The sequence below is a fragment of the Planococcus sp. APC 3906 genome (assembly GCF_030407685.1).
GTDB classification, from domain to species: Bacteria; Bacillota; Bacilli; order Bacillales_A; family Planococcaceae; genus Planococcus; species Planococcus koreensis.
This window is the reverse complement of sequence record NZ_JASDCW010000032.1, coordinates 12,021-33,434: the sequence shown is the minus strand read 5'-3', so window position 1 is coordinate 33,434 and position 21,414 is coordinate 12,021. Positions and strand designations below refer to the sequence as shown.

Sequence of the window (21,414 nt, the reverse complement as noted above, 5' to 3'; positions counted from 1 at the left end):
CTGAGCGCAGCGAGGGAAGCGGCTGAAGCCGTGCCCGCGGAAAGCGTCCGTCTGGAGCGCAATGAAAATATAAAAAAAGTTTCTATATCGCAAAAAAATCCCGCAGGCCTCACAGGCTGCGGGATTTCTTATGCTTCTTTTTCGATCAGGGATGACAAAGCGCTTACTGCTTTCTCTTCATCCGATCCGTCTGCTGAAATGGTTACATTCGTGCCTTTGCTGATGGCTAGGCTCATAATGCCCATGATGCTTTTCGCATTGACTTTCTTTTCGTCTTTTTCCAAATAGACATCCGCATTGTAGCGGTTGGCTTCTTGGACGAACAAAGCTGCTTGCCTTGCCTGCAATCCGGATTTCAATTGGACTTCCACTTGTTTCTCTACCATGCTGCCCCTCCTCTAAAACGTAACTGGACTTACTAATATATGAAAGAATGGCGCGGTGCTACCGGCCAATCGTTTCTCCTTTTCTCAATTGCTCCGCGATTTCATCAATCTTGCGCAACCGGTGATTGACACCCGATTTGCTGACGTTGCCGCTCGAAACCATCTCACCGAGTTCCTTCAGTGTAACATCTTGATACTCAACGCGCAGTCTGGCAATTTCCCGAAGCCGTTCAGGCAACTGGTCGATGCCGATAATGGAATCGATAAAGCGGATATTCTCGACTTGCCGCAGTGCTGCATCAATCGTCTTGTTTAGGTTTGCGGTTTCGCAATTCACCAGTCGATTGACGCTATTGCGCATATCACGGATAATGCGGACGTCTTCGAATTTCAATAAAGCCATGTGCGCTCCGGCGATGCTAAGGAAATCTGAAATCTTTTCTGCTTCTTTTAAATAAGTCACAAAGCCTTTTTTCCGTTCAATGGTTTTGCTGTTCAAATGGAAATGATTCATCAGCTCGACCAGTGAATCTGCATGGTCTTTGTATAGCGAGTAGATTTCAAGATGGTAGGAAGAAGTTTCCGGATTATTGACGGATCCTCCTGCCAGGAAAGCACCTCGCAAATAAGCTCGCTTGCAGCAAGTTTTTTCAATCAGGCTTTTGTCAATTTCATGCTGAAATTGGAACCCTTCCGAAATGATCGCCAAATCCTCCAGGACGTGCTTCGATCCTTCCCGGACTCTGCAGATGTAAATATTGTTCTTTTTCAAGCGCATTTTTTTCCGGACCAGCAATTCGACCGGATACGCCGGATAAAAACGTTTTAAGAAGGTATAGATGCGCCTCGCAATCGCTGCGTTTTCAGTTTGTATATCAAGGCTCAACTGCCGATTCGAAAACGACAATGTGCCATTCATGCGAATTAAAGCGGATAGCTCGGCTTTGCCGCAGCAATCGTCCACTTCAATCTGCGTCATTTCTTTTTTTGTTTCGGAAGCAAATGACATGCCGTCCCCCCTCTCCTCACATCAAAAATACAGATGCTTCGGTGTTTCTTTTTCGAGGCCTCCGGCGTATTCAAACAGCCACTGCGCCACTTTCATCGGTTCGTGCCGAACGGCTTTTCCGAATATACTGGTGATGTCTTGTTTGTAAACCTCAAGGCCCATTTTTTCCAGTTCTTCCTCGTCGCACTCGACTGGCGATGCCAGTTCTCTCTTATAGCGCTCCGCAACCGTCAACGGCACTTGGATCTTATCGAGCAAAATTGCGTCCAAAAATGGTTTTTCTACATGTGCATACAAGGCTTTGACATGGTCTGAGGCGGTATAGTCGTATGTTTCCCCAGCCTGCGTCATTAAATTGCAGATATAAATCTTTTTCGCTGTCGATGCCATCAAAGCCTGTTCAATGTCCTTGACCAGAAGATTCGGCAATATGCTTGTGTATAAAGAGCCCGGCCCAATGATGACGACATCCGCTTTGCTGATGGCCGTGATTGTGTCTGGCAGCGTTTTGACGTCATGCGGTTCTAAGAACACGCGCTTGATCGGCTGCAGATACATGGGAATCTTGGACTCACCACTGACAATTGTGCCATCTTCAAACTCAGCGTGCAGCGTCACCAATTGATTGGCAGCCGGCAGCACAGTGCCATTGACATTCAACACTCGGCTCATCTCTCGGACAGCATGAGAGAAGTCCCCGGTAATTTCAGTGAGCGCGGCAAGCATCAAGTTGCCAAGTGAATGCCCATCCAAATCCAGGGACTGTTTAAAACGGTATTGGAACATTTCCGCGACGAGTGGTTCAGCATCTGATAACGCCGCCATCACATTTCGGATATCGCCTGGAGGCGGAATATCCAAATCATTCCGCAGCCTGCCAGAACTGCCGCCATCGTCAGCAACGGTCACGACTGCTGTCAAATCGAGCGGAAACATTTTTAAACCTCTTAATAATGTGGAAAGGCCTGTGCCTCCTCCAATAATGACAACACGCTTCCGGCGCAGAGTATCTTCCATGCACTCAGCCCTTTCTAGTTTTAACGTCGCGGTGCGTAACAATCGTCTTATAATTTTCAGCTAGTAATTTTCCGTAGTATTCGGCCAAAGTCACCGAGCGGTGCTGGCCGCCTGTGCAGCCGAAAGCGATAACCAACTGAGCCTTGCCTTCGCTTTTGTATTGCGGAATCATGAATTCGAAGAGGTCAGTCAATTTAGCAATCAAGGTTTGGGTTTCATTCCATTGCAGCACGTAATCCGATACAGGCTTATCGAGCCCGGACAACGGATTCAGTTCTTCAATATAGTACGGGTTCGGCAAAAAGCGCACATCAAACACCAAATCTGCATCGATTGGCATGCCATGCTTAAAGCCGAATGACATGACGTTGACCGTAAACACGTTACTGGTCTCGGTCGCAAAATCCGTCATGATCCGCTCTTTCAGCTCACGCGGTTTCATCGTTGACGTATTGTACATGTATTTCGCGCGGCCCTGCAGATCCATCAGCATATCGCGCTCTTTTTTGATGCCGCCGAGCACAAGCCCGCCTGGCGACAGGGGATGCGAACGCCGGGATTCTTTATAACGGCTTACAAGCGTCTGATTATCAGCGTCAAGGAACAGGATGGTTACGGAAACTTTTGGTTCTTTCAAGAGGTTATCGATGGCGTCTACAAGGCTGTCGAAGAAATCTCCGCCTCGCAGGTCCATGACCGCAGCCACACGCTTCATCGACTTTCCTGAATCTCGCATCAATTTGATGAACGTCAGCAATAAGGCTGGCGGCAGGTTATCAATCGTGAAAAAGCCGAGATCCTCAAAGCTTTGGATTGCCACGGTTTTCCCCGCTCCAGACATGCCGGTAATGATGATCAATTCAGTTTCGTCGGTATTATGATTTTCCATTTAGGCGTGTCACCTCTTCTGTTGAAGTTTGTATGTGCTCAGCCAGCAGCTGAAATTCTGGGGTGTAGTGGAATGTGCCGTATTGCATGCCCGCCTGTTGCACCGCAAACTGAAGATTCGTGCGGTCCCCTTCGGCCATTGGCAAAAACGCTAAGCTTTCAACCGGATGCCATTCCAGCAGCCCTTCGCGCGTTTCTTCGAAAGTTTTGCCTTCCAAGCCGTGCGCCACGAACGTGAACAACATCCATTCATCTACAATCCGGCCTTCATCATGGATCATCATCGTGTAAATTCCTTTTAAATGCGTATTCAAAGGCGTAGCACCCGTTTCTTCAATAAACTCACGGATGGCCGCTTCGTAAATCGATTCACCGGATTCCATTTTTCCACCCGGAGCAACGTACCAGTCGCGCCGAGGTTTTTTTAATAATAGTACTTGCCCATTGCGGACCACTAGTAAATTCGCTATTCGCTGCACTGTCGACACTCCGTATCTTTTGTAAACTCTCTCCATTATACATCTATCCTGGCGTGTCATGCAAAAAAAGAAAAGCAGAAGCGCCGATAGAGGTTCGATGGGAATAAAACGAATCGCCGCAGCGGCATATTTTCAGCCACAGCGCCCGAGTAGAGCCTATCTTTGAATTCATGAAGAAGCATGCTCGTTAACAGGCGTTAAAATATTTTTAACAAGCGTTCCTAGGAAATTAACAAGCACTAACAAGCCGTTGACGTGAACTGTTTGGAATTTAACCGGCACTAGCCCAATACTACTCTTCCACACTGATTATCAAACACATAATTTTACACAAAAAAAGCCGCCTCCCGGAATCTCCGGAAAGCGGTCTGTCAAAGTGTTCTATAAAAAGGGGGTCAATTTACTCTTCCTATATTAGCACCTCTTCATGACAACGCTGTAACAACAAGGTTAAGAAGTGATTAAAATCATGCTTTTTGGCCGATTTTTTCAACTAATTCTTCGATATAATGCTGACACGCCTGTGCCGCGATGCTGCCGTCGCCAGTAGCCGTTACAACTTGGCGCAGCATTTTGTCGCGTACGTCTCCAGCTGCATAGATCCCAGGGATGCTGGTTTCCATTTTTTCATTCGTTTCAATATAGCCTTGGTCATTCAAAATGCCAAGTGAAGCGAATGGTTTTGTCAGTGGCAGCATGCCGATGTAGATGAATACGCCATCTGCATCGAATTCCTGTTCACTGTCATCTTTGGTCGAAACGAGTGTAACGCTTCCGACTTTGCCGTTTTCGTCATTGATTTCTTTGACGGTGTGGCTCCAGATAAAGTCGATTTTTTCGTTGGCGAACGCGCGGTCTTGAAGAATTTTTTGTGCGCGCAATTCGTCACGGCGATGGACGATCGTCACTTTATCCGCAAAACGGGTCAAGTATACGCCCTCTTCTACCGCTGAATCTCCCCCGCCGACAACGACAAGGTTTTTGTTTTTGAAGAATGCGCCATCGCAGACTGCACAATAGCTGACTCCGCGTCCTCCAAGTTCGTTTTCGCCAGGCACGCCCATTTTCTTGTACTCAGCGCCAGTTGTAATGATGATTGCGCGGGCTTTGTATTCTTTCGAACCGGCAATGATCGTTTTGTATTCTTCGCCGTCAATAATTTCTTTGACGTCGCCGTAAGCATATTCCGCACCGAATTTTTTCGCGTGCTCGAACATTTTTGTTGAAAGGTCAGGCCCCAGGATGTGGTCGAAACCTGGATAGTTTTCAATTTCTTCCGTATTCGCCATTTGTCCGCCCGGAATTCCGCGCTCCAGCATCAACGTCGTCAAATTTGCGCGTGATGTGTAAACTGCGGCAGTCATGCCTGCAGGTCCTGCTCCAATAATGATAACATCATAAACATTCGTAGTTTCGGTCATTTTATGGCCTCCTAAATCTCAGTAAGTAAATCGTATAAGAATCCGCGCATATCAGCAACTTATTTGCCTATGATTCAAACAGCGGCAAAAAACGGATCAGTTCTGTGACGTATTTCGTCAATGTCGCAGTGGTAATGCCGTAATGGGCGGCAACGGATTTTTTTGTTGCTGCCGTGTCTCTTGATGACTTTACCATGTAGGTGACCGCTGCTGCCAATGCTTTCGGATTTTTAAAAGTATAATTCTGTTCGAATGCTTTTTCAACCAGCATGAACCACATCTGGAACGTATAAGATCCTTGCTCTGTCACCATTCCGTTTTCGGCATAAAGCAGTTCCGTCGCTTCCATCGCACGCTTGAAAGCGCGCTCTTCCGCCACTTCCATTTTAAACGGATGCCCCAGCGCGTAGCCAAGCATATACGTTTCGATAACGGACGGCTGCTCGGATTTCAACCAATTCGGATGCGAGATGATTTCCTGTTTATGGGCGGACTTGCCCAATAGGAACATGCCGAATAGCCGCTCGCTTTTGTGGCTGTGGTCAAGCTTTTTCACGAGGTAATCGCGGTTATGCTCCAAAGCGTCTTCATGCGGCATCACGCCATTATCGGCCCACGGTTCGTAGCCGCCTTTGGTCGGATCCATTTGCGTCAGCTGCTTCCATGCCTGCTTCGCGATATCTTCATGCCCCGAATGGTAAGCGGCATGCGACAGCCAGAAATAAAAGGCTGGATCGCCGTCGAATCCGCGTTTCTGTAAGCTTCTCAGCCAGCGGTACGCTTCTTTGTATTTGCCGACCAATGCAAATGTTGCTCCCAATTTATAGCGATGCTCGAAGACATACGGCTGGATCTTTTTCAAGAGCTCCAGAATATCTTCAAGCTCTTCATTTTTCTCGTAATAATGAAAGACCGCTAAATTGCATAAGGCATGAAGATTTCCGGTATTCCGTCTCAGCACATCATGCAGCAGCGCTTTCGCCATTTCAGCTTCGCCGACATAGAAATAGGCGAGCGCCAGGTTATTATGCGCTCCCCAGAAATCAGGCTTTTCTTCCACCAGCTTCTCAAGCAATTCAATCGCTTCCGGGAAATTCCCTTTTTCCATCATGCGGCGCGCCTTTTCCTGCTGATAAAAATATTCGCTGTCCTGTGCTTCGCCCTCATCATCAAAAAGCTGCCAGTCTTCCTGTTCCGCAAAATCGATGATTTCCAAGGCTTCTTCGTGATATTCGCCCTGCGGCTCTTTTTCGGTATATTTTTTCGCGTAATTTCGGGCATCCAAAAACATGCCGAGATGCGCGTGGACCTCTGCCAGGAAAAATAAGGTTTCGGATTTGTTCACATCAAGCCCATGGGCCGTGCGAAGCGCGTCCATCGCCTGCTCGAATTCACCTGTCTCCATCAGCACGATGCCATATTGAATCCAGATATCCGCATCCTGCGGGCTCAATTCCGTTGCACGCTGCAAGTATTTATGGGCTTTCGGATAATGTTCCCGCTGCAGCTCGCGCATCGCCTTTTTGTAATAGTATTCTCCTGACGGTATGAATGACAGGAGGTTGTCGTTGTGTTTTTTCTTTTTATTCTCCAAAATATGCCTCCGAAAAAGTAAAAGGAACGATGAAATCGCTCCTTTACTCAAATGTGCTGTTATTATAGCATATTTTCCTATTATTTACTTGTTGTTTTTGACTCATGGCGCTCTTTCAGCACATCAATGACGGCATTCAAGCTGACTTTCTGTTCCTGCAGCAGGACCAAGACATGGTAAAAGAGATCCGCTGTCTCCATTGACAATTCTTTCGCATCGCGGTTTTTCGCAGCAATAATGACTTCCGCCGCTTCTTCGCCGACTTTCTTGCAGATCTTATCGACGCCTTCTTTGAATAAATACGTCGTGTACGCGCCTTCTGGCATGTCCGTTTCACGCTGTTCGATCATCGAAGCCAGCGCTCCGAACATATCCGATTTCGATTCGTTCGGCGTGCCGGACAAGGTTTCGTAGAAACAGCTTTCTGCGCCGGTATGGCAAGCCGGGCCGTTCGGGACCACTTCATAAATCAGTGAATCGCCGTCGCAGTCAAGGCGCACAGCTGTCACTTTCTGCGTGTTTCCGCTTGTCGCGCCTTTGTTCCATAGCTCGCTGCGGCTTCTGGAATACAGCCACGTTTCGTTCGTTTCGATCGTTTTCGCCAGCGCTTCTTCGTTCGCGTACGCGAGCGTCAGCACTTCTTTCGTTTCGGCATTCTGTATAATGACGGGAACGAGCCCCTGGCTGTCAAATTTCACATTGTTCATCGGACATTCACTCCCTCTTTCCGCAGATAATCTTTCACTTCTGCGACGCTTGTTTCTTTATAATGGAAAATCGATGCCGCCAATGCGGCATCGGCATCTGCTTGTTTGAATACTTCTGCAAAATGTTCACGGTTTCCTGCACCGCCGCTCGCAATGACCGGCACTTCCACCGCATCGCGAACCGCTTTAGTCAGTTCGATGTCAAAGCCGTCTTTTGAACCGTCTTTGTCCATGCTTGTAAGGAGGATTTCACCGGCGCCCAGTTCGACGCTCTTCTTCGCCCATTCCACGGCGTTCCACTCTGTCTTGTTGCGGCCGCCATGCGTATAGACGTCCCAGTGGTCGCCATTGCGTTTCGCATCGATCGCGATGACGATGCACTGCGAGCCGAAATAATCTGCGCCTTCCTTGATCAGTTCCGGGCGGTCGAGCGCCGCCGTGTTGAGCGACACCTTATCCGCGCCGGCACGCAGCATGCGCTTCATGTCTTCAAGCGTGCGGATGCCGCCGCCGACTGTAAACGGGATCGATAATTCCGTCGCGACAGTTTTCACGACTTCAACCATCGTCTCCTTGCCTTCGTGGGAAGCGGAAATATCGAGGAACACCAATTCATCAGCGCCTTGCTTGTCATAAAAACGCGCAAGTTCAACCGGATCTCCAGCGTCGCGCAGCGATACAAAGCTGACGCCTTTGACAACGCGCCCTTCTTTGACATCCAGGCACGGAATGATGCGTTTCGTCAGCATGACAGCGCCTCCTCAAGCGTAAAGCGGTTCTCGTAAAGCGCTTTGCCGATGATGACACCCGAAATCGGGCTGCTTTCAGCGGCCGCTTTGACGTTTTTGATATCATCCAATGTCCCGATGCCGCCGGAAACGATCACGCCGGCATCGCTTGAAGCAACCAGTGCTTTATTGGCATCAATGTTCGGCCCTTGCAAGGTGCCGTCCGTCGCGATGTCGGTATAAATGAAATGCTTCGCGCCGTGCGCTGTAAAAAACGCAGCGACGTCTTGTGCAGACTGGCCGGACGTTTCGATCCAGCCTTCGGTTGCGGCCATGCCGTCTTTGGCGTCAATGCCGATGACAATGCGGTCCGCCCCGAATTCTTCGATAAACGACACGACCAGTTCCGGGTTGCGGATGGCCAGGCTGCCGATGATGACGCGGCTGATGCCGTTCGATAAATAATACTCAATGTCTTCGCGGGACCGGATGCCGCCGCCGATTTGTACGTTGACCGGAAGCTTCGCCGCTTCAATAACCACTTGGTCATTGATGCGCACACCGTCTTTGGCGCCGTCCAGATCGACCATATGGATCCACTCGGCTCCAGCGTCGACGAATTTTTTCGCCATATCTACCGGCGAATCGCCGTAAACTGTTTCTTGTGCATAATCGCCTTGAAACAGGCGCACGCATTTTCCGCCGCGCAAATCAATCGCGGGATAGATCTGAAACTTGCTCATCTGGGTTCCTCCTGACATTCGCAATCCATTGCTCTAATAAATGATGGCCGAAATCGCCGGATTTTTCGGGATGGAATTGCATGCCCGTGATCAATCCTGTACCGACTACGCCCGGCACGTCGACATTGCCGTAGCTTGCCGTGGCGAATACCTCGTTCGGGTCCGTGTTGAGCGCGAGAAATGAATGCACAAAATAAACATGCGTATCCACTTGCAGCTCATCCAGCCAATACGGCAAACGCGAGAATTCCAGGCGGTTCCAGCCCATATGCGGAATCCGCTGCGTGCCTTTTTCAAAATCGAAACGGCGGATATCGCCTTTTAAAAGTCCTAAACCTGTCGTTTGGCGCACTTCTGAACTGTCTTCATACAAGAGCTGCATCCCCAGGCAGATGCCCAGCAGCGGGATGCCTCTGTCCGGCAGTGAGCGGATAAAACCCGCAAGTTCTTTTTGTTCCAATAAATCCATGGCGTCCGGGAATGCCCCGACGCCGGGCAGGATAATCGCTTCCGCTTCCAGCAGAATGGCAGGGTCATCCGACAAGATGACAGTGCAATCGAGTTTTTTCAATGCCTGTTCGACACTGAACAGATTGCCCATGCCGTAATCGATGATGCCGATGATCATGTCAACAGCCCCTTTGTGGATGGCACGCCTTTCACACGCGGGTCGATACTCGTCGCTTCGTCGAGTGCACGGGCCAATGCCTTGAATACAGCTTCGATGATGTGATGCGTATTTTGGCCGTAATGGATGATGACATGGACGTTCATGCGTGACTCGAGTGCGAATTTCCATAAAAACTCACGCACCAGCTCGGTGTCGAACGTGCCCACTTTGGCATTCGGGATGTCCCCACGCATTTCAAGATGCGGGCGGTTCGAGCAATCGATGACGACTTGCGCGAGCGCATCATCCATTGGGATAAACGCATTGCCGTAGCGGCGGATGCCTTTTTTATCTCCCAGCGCTTCTTTGACCGCCTGCCCGAGCACGATGCCGATGTCTTCCGTCGTGTGGTGGTCGTCGATGTGCGTGTCGCCGTCAGCTTTGATGCTGCCGTCAAACTGGCCATGCTTGATGAAAAGGTCCAGCATATGGTCCATGAACGGGACGCCAGTAGCGATGTCCGCCTGGCCTTCCCCGTCCAATGAAAATGCGACAGCAATTTTCGTTTCATTCGTATTGCGGTTGATTTCTGCTTTTCTCATCATCGATTCTCCTTTTTCCATGAACGCGATTCTACTGCACGGGCGTGCCCTTCGAGTCCTTCAAGGCGGGCCAGCCGCGCAATTTTCGCTTCGTTGTTTTGCCACGCTTGCTCGCTGTAATAGATGATGCTTGTGCGTTTCATAAAATCATAGACCGACAGCGCACTCGAAAAGCGGGCTGTGCTATTGGTCGGCAGGACGTGGTTAGAGCCGGCAAAATAATCACCGATCGGTTCGGATGAAAAACGCCCGATGAAAATCGCTCCGGCATTTTCGATGCGGTCCGCGATTTTCTCCGCATCATCCGCCATGATTTCAAGATGCTCCGGCGCCAGTTCATTGGCGGCTTCGATCAGGCGTTCCATCGTTTCACCGATGTAAATGACGCCATGGTCCGCAATCGCCTTCGCTGCAATCGCTTGCCGCGGCAAACTTTGCAGTTGCTTCTCGACTTCCGCCGAAACGGCATCCGCCAACTGTTCGCTGGTCGTCAACAGCACCGCCGTCGCCATGGGATCATGCTCTGCCTGGGACAATAAATCCGCCGCGATTTCATCGGCAAATGCCGTGTCGTCTGCGATAACGGTGATTTCGCTTGGTCCCGCAATCATGTCGATTGCGACTTCGCCGAACACTTCCCGTTTCGCCAATGCGACAAAGACGTTCCCCGGCCCGGTGATTTTGTCGACCGGCCGGATCGACTCGGTGCCGTATGCCAGTGCAGCAACCGCTTGGGCGCCTCCGACTTTATAGATTTCATCAATTCCAAGAATATGTGCTGCGGCAAGTACACCGTCCGATAGCTTGCCGTCTTTGCCAGGCGGCGACACCAGAACGATGCGTTTGACGCCTGCGACTTGTGCCGGGATGACGTTCATCAGCACTGAAGACGGATAAGCGGCAGTGCCGCCAGGAACATAAAGCCCAGCGGATGGAATGGCCGTTACACGCTGCGCTACGTAAGAGCCGTCGTCGTTGGTATGTGTGTAGCCTTGCTGGCGCTGGTATTCGTGGTAGGTGCGGATATTGTCCGCCGCTTCCGTTAAATCTTCCAGCAGCTGCGGTTCAAAGCGGCTGACCGCTTCTGCAATTTCCTCTTCGCTGACGCGCAGATTTTCGACTTTGACGCCGTCCCATTTTTCAGTGAAGCGGGTTAATGCTGCGTCGCCTTCCTGCTGAACAGCTGCGATGATGCTTTTTACCGCAGCTAACTGCTCCGCACTGGCTTCAGCAAGCGAACGCCGGATGGAAATGCCGGATTTCAGCTGTTCTTTCTTCATGTGCGCACCTGCTCCCTCAGCTTGCCGACAAGTTCGCGGATGCGTTCTTGCTTCAGCCGGTAGCTGACAGGGTTGGCGATCAATCGTGATGTGATATCTACAATTTCTTCATATTCGACCAGGCCATTTTCCTTTAAGGTTTTGCCTGTTGAAACGATGTCGACGATGCGGTCTGCAAGGCCGATCATCGGAGCCAGTTCAATCGAGCCATTCAACTCAATGATTTCCACTTGCTCGCCTTTGCCGCGGTAAAAACGGGAGGCAATTTTCGGATATTTCGTCGCAATTCGCGGCGTCACTGCATTCATTTCCGTATTCGGCAGCCCGGCTGTCGCAATATAACAGCGGCTGATGCCGAGGTCGAGCAATTCATGCACCGAGCGGTCGAGTTCTAGCAAAACGTCTTTGCCGGCAATGCCGACATCAGCAACACCGTGTTCAACATAGACAGGCACGTCCATCGGCTTCGCCAGGATAAAACGGATCCGTTCGTTCGGAGCCTCTACGATGAGCTTGCGCGAATCGTCAATTTCTTTCGGCAAATCGTAACCTGCCTTCAGCAGCAATTCGTAAGCTTCTTCGAATATACGGCCTTTTGGCATGGCAATCGTCAATTCATCCATTCAAAGCGCCTCCTAAATTTCTGACTTCACTGAACAGCGCGCAGAAACTCTCCGTATCCCGCACAGCCGGAGCGTATTGCAGCGTTGCCCGAGCTCCTTGCGCACGAAGCTCTTGCGCTTCCTGATGTGCCTGTTCTTCTGATTGTTCATCGAATAATATCAGCGTATGCCGGTCGTCTTCAGCGCTTCCTGTTGCCGCCTCCAATAGCCGGTCAATCCGAAGGCCGAATCCTGTTGCGCCGACCTGCATGCCGAATTGCTGCATCAACCCGTCGTAACGGCCGCCATTGCCAAGCGGAAATCCGCTGCCGGCTCCGTAGAATTCAAACACCAGCCCGGTGTAGTACGTCATGTGGCTGATAAATGACAAATCGTATGTGATGGCTTCTGATAAGCCGTTGCGTGCGATAATCTGTTCCAGCTTCAGCATGTCTTCGTATAAAGCCGTTTGCTGGGCATTTGCGGAATCGATGTACGGCTTCCAATCTTCCAAAGAAGACGTTGCCATCAATTTTTTGAATGCGCCGGTTTTTGCTGGGTCCATATCCATGTAATCCGCCAGTTCGTCAAAACCGACGTTGTTTTTGGATACGAGCGCTTCACGGATCGCTTCGATCTGTCCGCTGTCGAGACCGAAATCTTGCAAGATCAAATGCAATAATTGAGTGTTGCCGATGACGACCCGGCCAGATTCAACATTCAACTCCTTTAGTATCGTAGAGGCCAGAATGATGACTTCTGCATCTGCGTAAAGGGAATCGTCTCCAATCAGCTCGACGCCCATTTGTTCAAATTCCGCCGGACGGCCGCCTTCGCGTTTCTGGGCGCGGAATACATTTGAATAATAGCCGAGCCGGACCGGCATTTTTTCTTTCAATAGTTTCGACGCCGCCACCCGTGCTATCGGTGACGTCATGTCCGGACGCAGCACCAAGGTTTCGCCTTGGCTGTCAAGCAGTTTGAAAAGTGCATTATCAGGGATCGCTGAGATCTTGCCGATGGTTTCGTAGTATTCCAAAGTCGGCGTCTGGAGCATATCGTAGCCTGCTTGTTCCATAATAGCCGTCCCTTTTGAACGCAATGCCGATTTCTTTTTTGCGATAAACGGAAAGTCGTCGCGCATGCCTAACGGTTTTTCGAACATTTGGATTGCCATTTAATCACTTCCTATTTTTGGATATAACGCTTTAGTTCGCTAATGAGGTAGAGAGATGAAGTAGTGCTATTTTATCTTATTTCGCTTTCAGCCGTCAAGGATTTAGCAAAAAATCCTGAAAGCACACTGGCTATCAGGATTCTGGTTGTTGGCGCAGGGCCATTTGTTCAGCTGTATAAATGATTTTCATGGGATTGCCGCCGACAAAAGCGCCGGCAGGCACATCTTTATGGACCAGTGTCGCGGCTGAAACGATCGCGCCGTCGCCGATTTCCACACCAGGCAAAATCGTGCTATTGGCTCCGATGAGCACTTCGTCTCCTATTATTACTTCCCCCAAACGGTATTCTTTAATCAAGTATTCATGTGCCAGAATGGTGGTATTATAGCCGATCACTGAATTTCTTCCGATTTTGATTTTTTCGGGAAACATGACATCGGGCATCACCATCAGCGCAAAAGATGTATGTTCGCCGATCTCCATGTGCAGAAATTTTTTGTACAGCCAATTCTTCAGCGGCAAAAACGGCGTGTAGCGCGCTGTCTGGATAATAAGAAAATTCTTTGCGACTTTCCAGAACGGCACGGTCTTGTAGATATGCCAAAGCGAATTGGGCCCGTCGACAAAATGGCGCTCCGTTTTTCTCATCGGCTTGTTTTCTTTGCGCGTCCCCTGGAATTGTCAACTAAATTGGTCATGTGGATACCGCCCCTTTTTGGTTTTGTTCTGCTCTTCTCCATAAATAAGAGATGAAGATGGTCAAAATCAGTGCGGTCGCTACCCGAATCGCCAATAACGGCCAAATCGGAATGCCAAGCGGGATGAAAATCAGTGTATCTTCTACAATGGCGTGGCAAGCGACCAGGAATATGAACACAAGTGTTGCATCTTTGCGGCTGACGCCGTCTTCCTGAACCGCTTGGATCATCACTCCGGCACCCATCGCCAAGCCGAAAACGAGGCCTGACGCCAATGTGACTGAAGCGTTCTTCTGAACACCCAAAAGCCGTGTCAGCGGTCCCATGGCTTCCGAAATACGCTGCAAATAATGTTTGTCTTTCAAGACCTGAATCATGATCATCAATGGAATGACGATCAGCGCCAGCTGCAATACACCAAACGACGCTTTTTCAAGCCCCAAGAGGAAAATGCCTCCCCATCCTTCCGGCGTTGCCGCAGCTGGAGGCGCAAAACCGTATTGCGCGGTTTCCCCGCCGCCTTTCCAGAAAAGGTTGATGACGATTCCCGACAAAGCCGCCAAACCGAAGCGCACTGTCAGCACCACCCATAATTTAACACCGACTTTCAGCGCCACACCGGTTTCGATAAAAATATTATGTGAAAATGACAGCATGACCGCCAGGATGAAAACTTCCTTGACCGTCAGTTCTAATGACAAAATACCGGCAATTCCCGCATACAGGTTCAACGCATTGCCCAGCACAAGCGGAATGGCAGCGTCGCCGCTGAGGCCGAAAAGGCCCATGAGCGGCGCGACCAAATTAATGATGAACGGCAGCACCGGCGTGAATTGCAGCATCGTCACCAAAAGCGTAATCGGGAAGATGATCTTCCCCAAGGACCAAGTGGTTTTCAGGCCGGCGATAAAGCCTTTTTTCAATGTCTGCATTCGATCTCTTCTTTCTATTTATCCAAATAATGTGGAGGATTTTTTAGTTTCACTCGGCGATAAACGATAAAGGCAACACCGATGACGATGGCCGCAACTGATACCAATTGGGCCGCCCGCAGTTCGCCAATGACATATAAGCTGTCTGTCCGCATGCCTTCGATAAAGAAGCGCCCAACGGAATACCAGATCATATAGAAGAAAAACATTTCGCCGCGCACCAGATTGACCCGGCGCAGCAACAGCAGAATGATGATCCCCACTAAGCTCCATAACGATTCATACAAGAAAGTCGGATGGTAGTAAACGCCATCTATGTACATTTGATTGATGATCCAATCAGGAATGGCCAAATTCTCCAAGAAACTGCGGGACACTTCACCGCCATGCGCTTCCTGGTTGATGAAATTCCCCCAGCGGCCCACTGCCTGGCCGATCAAAATGCTCGGGGCCAAAATATCCGCCACCTTCAAAAAAGGTGTATTGCGGCGTTTCGTGAAAATATAAGCGACAATCACCGAAGCGATGAGCGCTCCGTGGATGGCGATTCCGCCATTCCAGATTGCGAAGACTTCAGCGGGATTGTCTTTGTAATTTTCCCATTCGAACATGACGTAATAAATGCGGGCGCCTACAATTGCCAGCGGCACCGCCCAAATCAACAGATCCGTCAGAAAATCCGGGTGAAGCCCCCGCTTGACCATTTCACGCTGGCCGACCAAAAATGCGATGACAATGCCTGCTGCGATGATGACGCCATACCAGCGGACTTCGATCGGACCAAGCGCGAACGCGATCGGATCTATTGAAGCTAAAATTGAAAACATCCCTTGCACCTACCCATTCCGTTAATTTTTATCTGCTGCAAGCACGTCATCCAGCCGCTTCGAAAACTCTTCCGCCGCGTTGACGCCCATACGTTTCAATCGATGGTTCATCGTCGCTACTTCGATGATGACCGACAAATTTCGCCCTGGGCGGACAGGAATCGTCAGTTTCGTCAGATCCGTATCGATGATGCGCATTTTTTCTTTTTCCAGCCCAAGCCGGTCGTAAGTTTTTTCCGCATCCCATATCTCCAGGTCGATGACCAGTGATATCCGTTTGAAAGTGCGCACTGCGCTTGCTCCGAAAAGCGTCATGATGTCGATGATGCCGACTCCGCGGATTTCAAGCAGGTGTTCAATCAGCTTCGGCGGATGTCCGATCAACGTATTCTCACCTTCTTGGTGAATCTCCACGCAATCGTCCGCGACAAGGCGATGGCCTTTTTTCACAAGCTCCAGTGCTGTCTCACTTTTCCCGACGCCGCTTTTCCCGGTGATCAACACACCGACGCCGTAGATATCGACCAGCACACCGTGCACCGCTGTCGTTGGAGCGAGCTGGCTTTCCAGGTAATTCGTCAAGATGCTTGAAAAGCGCGTCGTTGACATTTTGGCCGAGAAAACCGGCACATGCCGTTTGCTTGAAGCATCAACCAGCTCCGGCGGCACTTCCATTTCATGCGCGACGATAATCGCCGGCGTGTCGTCCGTACATAATTTCATCATGCGGTCGATGCGTTCATGCGGTTCGAGCAGCGCGAAGAACGACAGCTCCGTTTTCCCTAAAAGCTGGACCCGGTTTGCCGGGTAATGCGTAAAATAGCCCGCCATCTCCAACCCTGGCCGTGAGATGTCACTGATCGGAATGTGGCGGCCGAGGCCTTCCTGACCGCTGATCAGCTTTAACTCGAACGTATCCATCACTTGTTTTGCTGTTACTTGTCCCATGTTCTCCCTCATTCCTTTGCGCCAATAAATCCAAAAGCCTTTTGAAAATTCTTTCATCATTCTGGCGGTTTGCTCCTATTTTAACACGTAAGTTTCCAAATTGACTGTTTTCCTGTCCCCTTTCTGTCTCCTTGACCCTATATAAGGGAAAAAGGAGGTTTTACCTTGAAAATTATTATCGATGCCGGCCATGGGCCAAATACCGCTGGCAAGCGTTCCCCCGACGGACGCCTGCGCGAATTCCACTTTAATTCCGCGGTCGCGGATGAAGTGAAAAAGAGGCTCTTGCTGGATGGCCATACGGTCATTTTCAGCCACCATCCTGAAGCAGATGTGCCGCTCCATGAACGGACGCAGTTAGCGAACCGGCTCAAAGCCGATTTGTTCATTTCAATCCATGCCAACGCTGCCGGCTCCGGTTTCACTGGCGCAAGCGGCATTGAAACATTCATCTACAGCCGGCCGCATGCCGACTCCAAACGGCTTGCGGAAACGGTCCAGCTGGCCTTGTGCCTGTCTGTTAAACGGCGGGACCGCGGCGTGAAAAAAGCGGATTTTGCTGTGCTGCGCGACACCCATATGCCAGCTGTCCTGATAGAATGCGGTTTTATGACAAACCGCGAAGAACTGGCTTTATTGCAATCCGCTGGTTACCGCAGGCGCTGCGCTGCCGCCATCGCTTTCGCCGTCAACTGCTGCGAAACCCTATAAACTTTTTAACCTTCCGGAATCTTTCCCGGAAGGTTTTTTTGCGGTTATTTTTTATGCCCTCCACCGATTCTGCTACACTTATGTTAACGAACCAACTTTAAAGAGGTGCAATATGAACAAAACCATCGGAATCCTGGCGCACGTCGACGCCGGAAAAACCACTTTCTCTGAACAATTGCTGTTCAATACAAAAAGCATCCGCCAGCGCGGGCGCGTCGACCACCAGGATGCTTTTCTCGACAGCCACGAAATCGAAAAACGCCGGGGCATCACGATTTTTGCTGACCAGGCGGAGATTTCATTCAACGGCTCCACCTATTATTTGATCGACACCCCCGGGCACGTCGATTTCTCTCCTGAAATGGAGCGCGCCATCCAAGTGATGGATTATGCCATTCTCATTGTCAGCGCAATCGACGGCGTTGAAGGCCATACCGAAACGGTGTGGCAGCTGCTGCAGAAGCATAAAGTGCCAACGTTCTTTTTCATCAATAAAACAGACCGTGAAAATGCGGACCCGCAGCGGGTGCTGGAGGAAATCCGAAAATCACTGAGCCCTGACGCCATCGACCTGACCGAAGCATTTCAAGGCGGTGTGATGTCCGAAGAATTGATTGAATTCATCGCTGAGCGCGACGAGGAATTGCTTGAACGCTACATGGACAGCGGATACGAATCGGCAGTATGGATGGAAGCTTTGAAAAAATTGATCAGCGCACGGCAAGTGATGCCGGGATGCCACGGATCCGCCCTAAAAGATCAAGGAGTCATGGAGTTTTTCGAGTTGCTTGACCAGCTGACCGCAACGGCTTACGAAGCACACCCGCCTTTTTCTGCGCTTGTCTACAAAATCCGCCACGAGGCATCCGGCCAGCGCGTAACGTTTTTGAAGATAATGAGCGGCTGCTTACAAGTCCGCGATGAAATCGCTTATGGCGCGGAAGATCAGGGAAATAGTGAAAAAGTGACCCTGCTTCGCCGCTATACCGGCGAGAAATTCACTGCGGTTGAGTCGGCTTGCGCCGGTGAGCTGATTGCTGTGACCGGCTTGTCAGAAGCAGCAATCGGCGATGGCCTCGGCACGCTCAGCTCACGCCCTTCTTATCTCGCTGCGCCTGCCTTGCAGTCGACAGTCCGATTTCCTTCCTCGGTGCACCCTAAAGAGATGCTCAAAGCTTTCCAGCTTCTCGACGCTGAAGACCCTTCGCTGCACGTCGAATGGGAAGAACATTTCCAGGAAATCCACATTCTCGTCATGGGCGTCATCCAACTCGAGGTGCTGGAGCAGATTGTCCAAGAGCGCTTCGGCTATACGGTTTCATTTGCACAGCCGAAAATCCTTTATAAAGAGACCATTGCACAGCCGGTCATGGGTTACGGCCATTTCGAGCCGCTGCGCCATTACGCGGAAGTGCATCTGAAAATCGAACCAGCGCCCCGCGGTTCTGGTATCACTTTGGCCAACGAGTGCCACGCCGACAATTTGTCCACCGGGAACCAGAACCTGATTCTCCATCATTTGCGGGAGCGCGGCCATCATGGCCTTTTGACAGGTTCGACGCTGACCGATGTCCATATCACCTTAATGACTGGCCGCGGCCATAACGAGCACACATCCGGCGGCGATTTCCGCGAAGCTGCTTACCGCGCATTGCGACAAGGGCTCGAAAAAGCTGAAAACCGTCTGTTGGAGCCCATTTACCGCTTTAAAATCAAAGTCGACACCGATTATATGGGCAAAGTCCTGTCGGATATCCAACAAGCGCATGGCACATTCGATGCGCCATTAATGGATGACGGCAAAACGGTCATTGAAGGTTTGGTGCCTGTTGCGACATTCATGAATTATGCCACCGAATTTGCTTCTTTCACCCATGGCAAAGGAATGCTCAGCTTATTGTCCGGCGGCTATGATTTCTGCCATAATGAAGAAGAAATCATCAAAGAAATCGGTTATAACAAAGATGCCGATCCCGAGTACACTTCCACTTCCATTTTCTGCGCCAAAGGGCAGGGCTATAAAGTGCCTTGGGATCATGCGGAAGCTGCCATGCATTGCTTGTAAAAAATCGAATGGAATGAGGGATGCGCGATGTACGAGCAGAAAACGAAGGAAACGGACGGCGATGTCATTGAATTCATCGAAAGCGTCGAAAGTCCGAAGAAACGTGAAGACGCCTATAAACTGCTGCAGATTTTCGAAGAGACGAGCGGCTTTCAAGCGAAAATGTGGGGGCCAAGCATTATCGGCTTCGGTTCCTACCATTACGTCTACCCGACCGGCCATTCCGGGGATGCCCCGCTCGTCGGCTTTTCGCCCCGCAAGGCGAAAATCAGCTTGTACTTTGCGACGGGCGATCCGGACCGCACCCTGTTACTTGAACGTTTCGGCAAGCACACCACCGGCAAAGCATGCGTCTACATCAATAAAACAGAAGACGTCGATTTGGACGTCTTAAAAGAATTGATCGTCCAGTCGATCGATTTTTTGCAGCAATTGTATCCGGCCAAAAAATAAAACAACCCAGCAAAAGCAGAATCGCTTTTGCTGGGTTGTTTTTCATTTTTTCACTAATAAAGGTTCGATTACGCCAGGAATTCCTGAAATGCCAAGAATGGCCAAAAAGCTCTTTTGAATCGCCAAATGTCCGTTTTCGGGGTTATGCCATTCTTCAAGTGTATGCGCGCCGCCGAATTTGCCGCCGAGCCCCATTGTGACAGATGGGATGTTCAAGCTCATCGGGTGATTCGAATCGGTGCTGCTCGGCACGCCAAGGTCCGGTTCTTTGCCGATTGCTTTGACTGCCGCTGCTGCAATCTGCACGATAGGTGCATCCGCATCCTGGCTTGCCGGTGCCCGGTGCCCGAAACGATGAATGTCCACCGACAGCCGGCCGTCTTTCCACCGTTCATTTTCATCGGCTGCCGCTTTTTTTACAATAGCCAAAAAACGCTGTTCCAATTTTTCAAGTTCGTCTTTGTCATTCGAACGCAAATCAACGGACATGCTCGCTTCCTGTGCAATCGCGTTAACGGACGTTCCGCCAGTTACCTCGCCGACTGAAAATGTCGTTTTGGGTTCCGACGGCGTTTCAAGGTCTGCAATGGCCGCAATGGCACGGCCTAAAGCATGGGTTGCGCTTGGTGTACCAAACGCCGCAAAGCTATGGCCGCCCGGACCTTTATATGTAATCGTATACCGGAAACTGCCTGTTGCCTTGTAGATGATATGATTGTCGCCTTCACCATCGAGCGAAACAAAACCGTCGATATCGTCGTGCTCGGCAAAAAATGCTTTGACACCCCGTAAGTCGCCAGCCCCTTCTTCCCCCACAGTGCCGCCGAATAGGATATCGCCGCTTGTAACGATGCCCACTTCATTCATTGCCCGGACCACTGCCAATAATTCTGCGAGCCCACGTGTATCGTCGCCGATTCCCGGTGCATGGAGCACGCCGTCCTTTTGGTGCACAGTTGTGTCAGTGCCTTCCGGAAATACGGTATCCAAATGCGCTGAGACGAAAATCTTCGGTCCATTTTCCGATCCGCGGCGCACGCCGAATACATTCCCTTCTTCGTCCATCCGCACATCTTCCAGCTGCAACTCCTGCAGGCGGTGCATAAATTCCTCTGCCCGCTGCTGCTCTTTGAACGGTGGAGCCGGGATTTCGGTCAGTTCAATTTGTTCTTTCACTGTACGCTCGTGATCGTGCTCGATGAACGCCAAGCCTTTTTCCACTGCCTCAAACTTCTTGAGCTTTTCGAATGCCTCTGTCACTTCTGGTGCGATCATTAATTTTTCCATTGCGATTCCCCTCCGTTTTTTAGATAAGTTGAACAAATGAATTTAAGATTTATACGCCGCTCCGGACGCTTTGGGCATGACTCTCGCCATGAGTCGAGAAGACCACTCGTCTCATAGCTTCGCCTAGCCCTGTGACGCGCCTTCGCTGAGATATCTCTCGATATGGAGCAAAACAGCGTAGACGCCTGCGGGAAAGCGAGAAAGCCGAGACCCCGCAAGGAGCGAAGCGACTGAGGAGGCTTGGCGCTC

At 50.4% G+C, this 21,414-nt stretch carries 23 protein-coding genes; 3 read left to right on the top strand and 20 right to left on the bottom strand.

The window, feature by feature from the left end; all coding sequences use genetic code 11:
* Positions 1-128: 128 nt before the first annotated feature.
* The 19 genes from QMA09_RS14935 to hprK all read right to left on the bottom strand — a co-directional run bounded on the left by QMA09_RS14935 (position 129) and on the right by hprK (position 16,649).
* Positions 129-386, bottom strand: coding sequence for an HPr family phosphocarrier protein (locus QMA09_RS14935; protein ID WP_135501082.1), 258 nt, complete (start codon positions 384-386; stop codon positions 129-131).
* 58 nt (positions 387-444) lie between these two features.
* Positions 445-1,395 (bottom strand): DNA-binding protein WhiA, encoded by a 951-nt coding sequence (gene whiA / locus QMA09_RS14930; protein ID WP_135501080.1) that lies wholly within the window; start codon positions 1,393-1,395, stop codon positions 445-447.
* Between the two features lie 21 nt (positions 1,396-1,416).
* A complete protein-coding gene (locus tag QMA09_RS14925) occupies positions 1,417-2,412 on the bottom strand; it encodes a gluconeogenesis factor YvcK family protein (RefSeq protein WP_135501078.1) in 996 nt (331 codons plus the stop codon).
* Between the two features lie 4 nt (positions 2,413-2,416).
* Positions 2,417-3,301, bottom strand: coding sequence for an RNase adapter RapZ (gene rapZ, locus QMA09_RS14920; protein WP_135501076.1), 885 nt, complete (start codon positions 3,299-3,301; stop codon positions 2,417-2,419).
* Positions 3,288-3,779 carry an NUDIX hydrolase gene (locus tag QMA09_RS14915; protein ID WP_135501192.1) on the bottom strand — a complete coding sequence of 164 codons (492 nt, stop codon included), beginning with the start codon at positions 3,777-3,779 and terminating at the stop codon, positions 3,288-3,290. Before QMA09_RS14915 ends, rapZ begins: the two co-directional genes overlap by 14 nt.
* Before the next feature lie 467 nt (positions 3,780-4,246).
* Entirely contained in the window at positions 4,247-5,200 is a 954-nt protein-coding gene (gene trxB, locus QMA09_RS14910; RefSeq protein WP_135501074.1) for a thioredoxin-disulfide reductase, read from the bottom strand.
* Between the two features lie 67 nt (positions 5,201-5,267).
* Positions 5,268-6,794, bottom strand: a complete 1,527-nt coding sequence (locus QMA09_RS14905) for a tetratricopeptide repeat protein (protein WP_135501072.1) — start codon at positions 6,792-6,794, stop codon at positions 5,268-5,270.
* A gap of 80 nt (positions 6,795-6,874) precedes the next feature.
* Positions 6,875-7,501 carry a bifunctional phosphoribosyl-AMP cyclohydrolase/phosphoribosyl-ATP diphosphatase HisIE gene (hisIE, locus tag QMA09_RS14900; RefSeq protein WP_290213663.1) on the bottom strand — a complete coding sequence of 209 codons (627 nt, stop codon included), beginning with the start codon at positions 7,499-7,501 and terminating at the stop codon, positions 6,875-6,877.
* Positions 7,498-8,250 (bottom strand): imidazole glycerol phosphate synthase subunit HisF, encoded by a 753-nt coding sequence (hisF, locus tag QMA09_RS14895; RefSeq protein ID WP_135501068.1) that lies wholly within the window; start codon positions 8,248-8,250, stop codon positions 7,498-7,500. The genes hisIE and hisF overlap by 4 nt, the downstream gene beginning before the upstream one ends.
* The gene (hisA, locus tag QMA09_RS14890; RefSeq protein WP_290213662.1) at positions 8,244-8,972 is read right to left on the bottom strand and encodes a 1-(5-phosphoribosyl)-5-[(5-phosphoribosylamino)methylideneamino]imidazole-4-carboxamide isomerase; all 729 of its coding nucleotides are present in this window, start codon (positions 8,970-8,972) and stop codon (positions 8,244-8,246) included. The genes hisF and hisA overlap by 7 nt, the downstream gene beginning before the upstream one ends.
* Positions 8,941-9,600: an imidazole glycerol phosphate synthase subunit HisH gene (gene hisH, locus QMA09_RS14885; RefSeq protein WP_290213661.1), complete on the bottom strand. Its 660-nt coding sequence runs from the start codon at positions 9,598-9,600 to the stop codon at positions 8,941-8,943. Before hisH ends, hisA begins: the two co-directional genes overlap by 32 nt.
* A complete protein-coding gene (gene hisB / locus QMA09_RS14880; protein WP_135501190.1) occupies positions 9,597-10,184 on the bottom strand; it encodes an imidazoleglycerol-phosphate dehydratase HisB in 588 nt (195 codons plus the stop codon). The genes hisH and hisB overlap by 4 nt, the downstream gene beginning before the upstream one ends.
* The gene (gene hisD, locus QMA09_RS14875; RefSeq protein ID WP_290213660.1) at positions 10,184-11,464 is read right to left on the bottom strand and encodes a histidinol dehydrogenase; all 1,281 of its coding nucleotides are present in this window, start codon (positions 11,462-11,464) and stop codon (positions 10,184-10,186) included. Before hisD ends, hisB begins: the two co-directional genes overlap by 1 nt.
* Positions 11,461-12,087, bottom strand: a complete 627-nt coding sequence (gene hisG / locus QMA09_RS14870; protein WP_135501060.1) for an ATP phosphoribosyltransferase — start codon at positions 12,085-12,087, stop codon at positions 11,461-11,463. The genes hisD and hisG overlap by 4 nt, the downstream gene beginning before the upstream one ends.
* On the bottom strand, positions 12,080-13,243 hold the full coding sequence (hisZ, locus tag QMA09_RS14865) for an ATP phosphoribosyltransferase regulatory subunit (protein ID WP_290213659.1): 1,164 nt from the start codon (positions 13,241-13,243) through the stop codon (positions 12,080-12,082). Before hisZ ends, hisG begins: the two co-directional genes overlap by 8 nt.
* Positions 13,244-13,376: 133 nt before the next feature.
* A complete protein-coding gene (locus tag QMA09_RS14860; RefSeq protein ID WP_290213658.1) occupies positions 13,377-13,892 on the bottom strand; it encodes an acyltransferase in 516 nt (171 codons plus the stop codon).
* Positions 13,893-13,938: 46 nt separating this feature from the next.
* Positions 13,939-14,874, bottom strand: a complete 936-nt coding sequence (locus QMA09_RS14855) for a nucleoside recognition domain-containing protein (protein ID WP_290213657.1) — start codon at positions 14,872-14,874, stop codon at positions 13,939-13,941.
* A 14-nt stretch (positions 14,875-14,888) separates the two neighbouring features.
* Positions 14,889-15,701 carry a prolipoprotein diacylglyceryl transferase gene (gene lgt / locus QMA09_RS14850; protein ID WP_135501052.1) on the bottom strand — a complete coding sequence of 271 codons (813 nt, stop codon included), beginning with the start codon at positions 15,699-15,701 and terminating at the stop codon, positions 14,889-14,891.
* Between the two features lie 21 nt (positions 15,702-15,722).
* On the bottom strand, positions 15,723-16,649 hold the full coding sequence (gene hprK, locus QMA09_RS14845) for an HPr(Ser) kinase/phosphatase (RefSeq protein ID WP_290213656.1): 927 nt from the start codon (positions 16,647-16,649) through the stop codon (positions 15,723-15,725).
* Between the two features lie 165 nt (positions 16,650-16,814).
* Here hprK and QMA09_RS14840 point away from each other — a divergent pair, with 165 nt between their 5' ends.
* The 3 genes from QMA09_RS14840 to QMA09_RS14830 all read left to right on the top strand — a co-directional run bounded on the left by QMA09_RS14840 (position 16,815) and on the right by QMA09_RS14830 (position 19,878).
* A complete protein-coding gene (locus QMA09_RS14840) occupies positions 16,815-17,360 on the top strand; it encodes an N-acetylmuramoyl-L-alanine amidase family protein (RefSeq protein ID WP_290213655.1) in 546 nt (181 codons plus the stop codon).
* A gap of 112 nt (positions 17,361-17,472) precedes the next feature.
* A complete protein-coding gene (locus QMA09_RS14835) occupies positions 17,473-19,425 on the top strand; it encodes an elongation factor G (protein WP_290213654.1) in 1,953 nt (650 codons plus the stop codon).
* A 27-nt stretch (positions 19,426-19,452) separates the two neighbouring features.
* A complete protein-coding gene (locus tag QMA09_RS14830; RefSeq protein ID WP_290213653.1) occupies positions 19,453-19,878 on the top strand; it encodes a DUF1801 domain-containing protein in 426 nt (141 codons plus the stop codon).
* 42 nt (positions 19,879-19,920) lie between these two features.
* Here the strand turns inward: QMA09_RS14830 and QMA09_RS14825 are convergent, their stop codons facing one another.
* On the bottom strand, positions 19,921-21,165 hold the full coding sequence (locus QMA09_RS14825; protein ID WP_290213652.1) for a M20/M25/M40 family metallo-hydrolase: 1,245 nt from the start codon (positions 21,163-21,165) through the stop codon (positions 19,921-19,923).
* Positions 21,166-21,414: the final 249 nt, after the last annotated feature.

Bases quoted from the DNA above. Each gene is read 5' to 3' on its own strand.
- QMA09_RS14935 (WP_135501082.1), bottom strand. From the start codon at position 386: ATGGTAGAGAAACAAGTGGAAGTCCAATTGAAATCCGGATTGCAGGCA.
- whiA (WP_135501080.1), bottom strand. From the start codon at position 1,395: ATGTCATTTGCTTCCGAAACAAAAAAAGAAATGACGCAGATTGAAGTG.
- QMA09_RS14925 (WP_135501078.1), bottom strand. From the start codon at position 2,412: ATGGAAGATACTCTGCGCCGGAAGCGTGTTGTCATTATTGGAGGAGGC.
- rapZ (WP_135501076.1), bottom strand. From the start codon at position 3,301: ATGGAAAATCATAATACCGACGAAACTGAATTGATCATCATTACCGGC.
- trxB (WP_135501074.1), bottom strand. From the start codon at position 5,200: ATGACCGAAACTACGAATGTTTATGATGTTATCATTATTGGAGCAGGA.
- hisIE (WP_290213663.1), bottom strand. From the start codon at position 7,501: ATGAACAATGTGAAATTTGACAGCCAGGGGCTCGTTCCCGTCATTATA.
- hisF (WP_135501068.1), bottom strand. From the start codon at position 8,250: ATGCTGACGAAACGCATCATTCCGTGCCTGGATGTCAAAGAAGGGCGC.
- hisA (WP_290213662.1), bottom strand. From the start codon at position 8,972: ATGAGCAAGTTTCAGATCTATCCCGCGATTGATTTGCGCGGCGGAAAA.
- hisH (WP_290213661.1), bottom strand. From the start codon at position 9,600: ATGATCATCGGCATCATCGATTACGGCATGGGCAATCTGTTCAGTGTC.
- hisB (WP_135501190.1), bottom strand. From the start codon at position 10,184: ATGAGAAAAGCAGAAATCAACCGCAATACGAATGAAACGAAAATTGCT.
- hisD (WP_290213660.1), bottom strand. From the start codon at position 11,464: ATGAAGAAAGAACAGCTGAAATCCGGCATTTCCATCCGGCGTTCGCTT.
- hisG (WP_135501060.1), bottom strand. From the start codon at position 12,087: ATGGATGAATTGACGATTGCCATGCCAAAAGGCCGTATATTCGAAGAA.
- hisZ (WP_290213659.1), bottom strand. From the start codon at position 13,243: ATGGCAATCCAAATGTTCGAAAAACCGTTAGGCATGCGCGACGACTTT.
- QMA09_RS14860 (WP_290213658.1), bottom strand. From the start codon at position 13,892: ATGAGAAAAACGGAGCGCCATTTTGTCGACGGGCCCAATTCGCTTTGG.
- QMA09_RS14855 (WP_290213657.1), bottom strand. From the start codon at position 14,874: ATGCAGACATTGAAAAAAGGCTTTATCGCCGGCCTGAAAACCACTTGG.
- lgt (WP_135501052.1), bottom strand. From the start codon at position 15,701: ATGTTTTCAATTTTAGCTTCAATAGATCCGATCGCGTTCGCGCTTGGT.
- hprK (WP_290213656.1), bottom strand. From the start codon at position 16,649: ATGGGACAAGTAACAGCAAAACAAGTGATGGATACGTTCGAGTTAAAG.
- QMA09_RS14835 (WP_290213654.1), top strand. From the start codon at position 17,473: ATGAACAAAACCATCGGAATCCTGGCGCACGTCGACGCCGGAAAAACC.
- QMA09_RS14830 (WP_290213653.1), top strand. From the start codon at position 19,453: ATGTACGAGCAGAAAACGAAGGAAACGGACGGCGATGTCATTGAATTC.
- QMA09_RS14825 (WP_290213652.1), bottom strand. From the start codon at position 21,165: ATGGAAAAATTAATGATCGCACCAGAAGTGACAGAGGCATTCGAAAAG.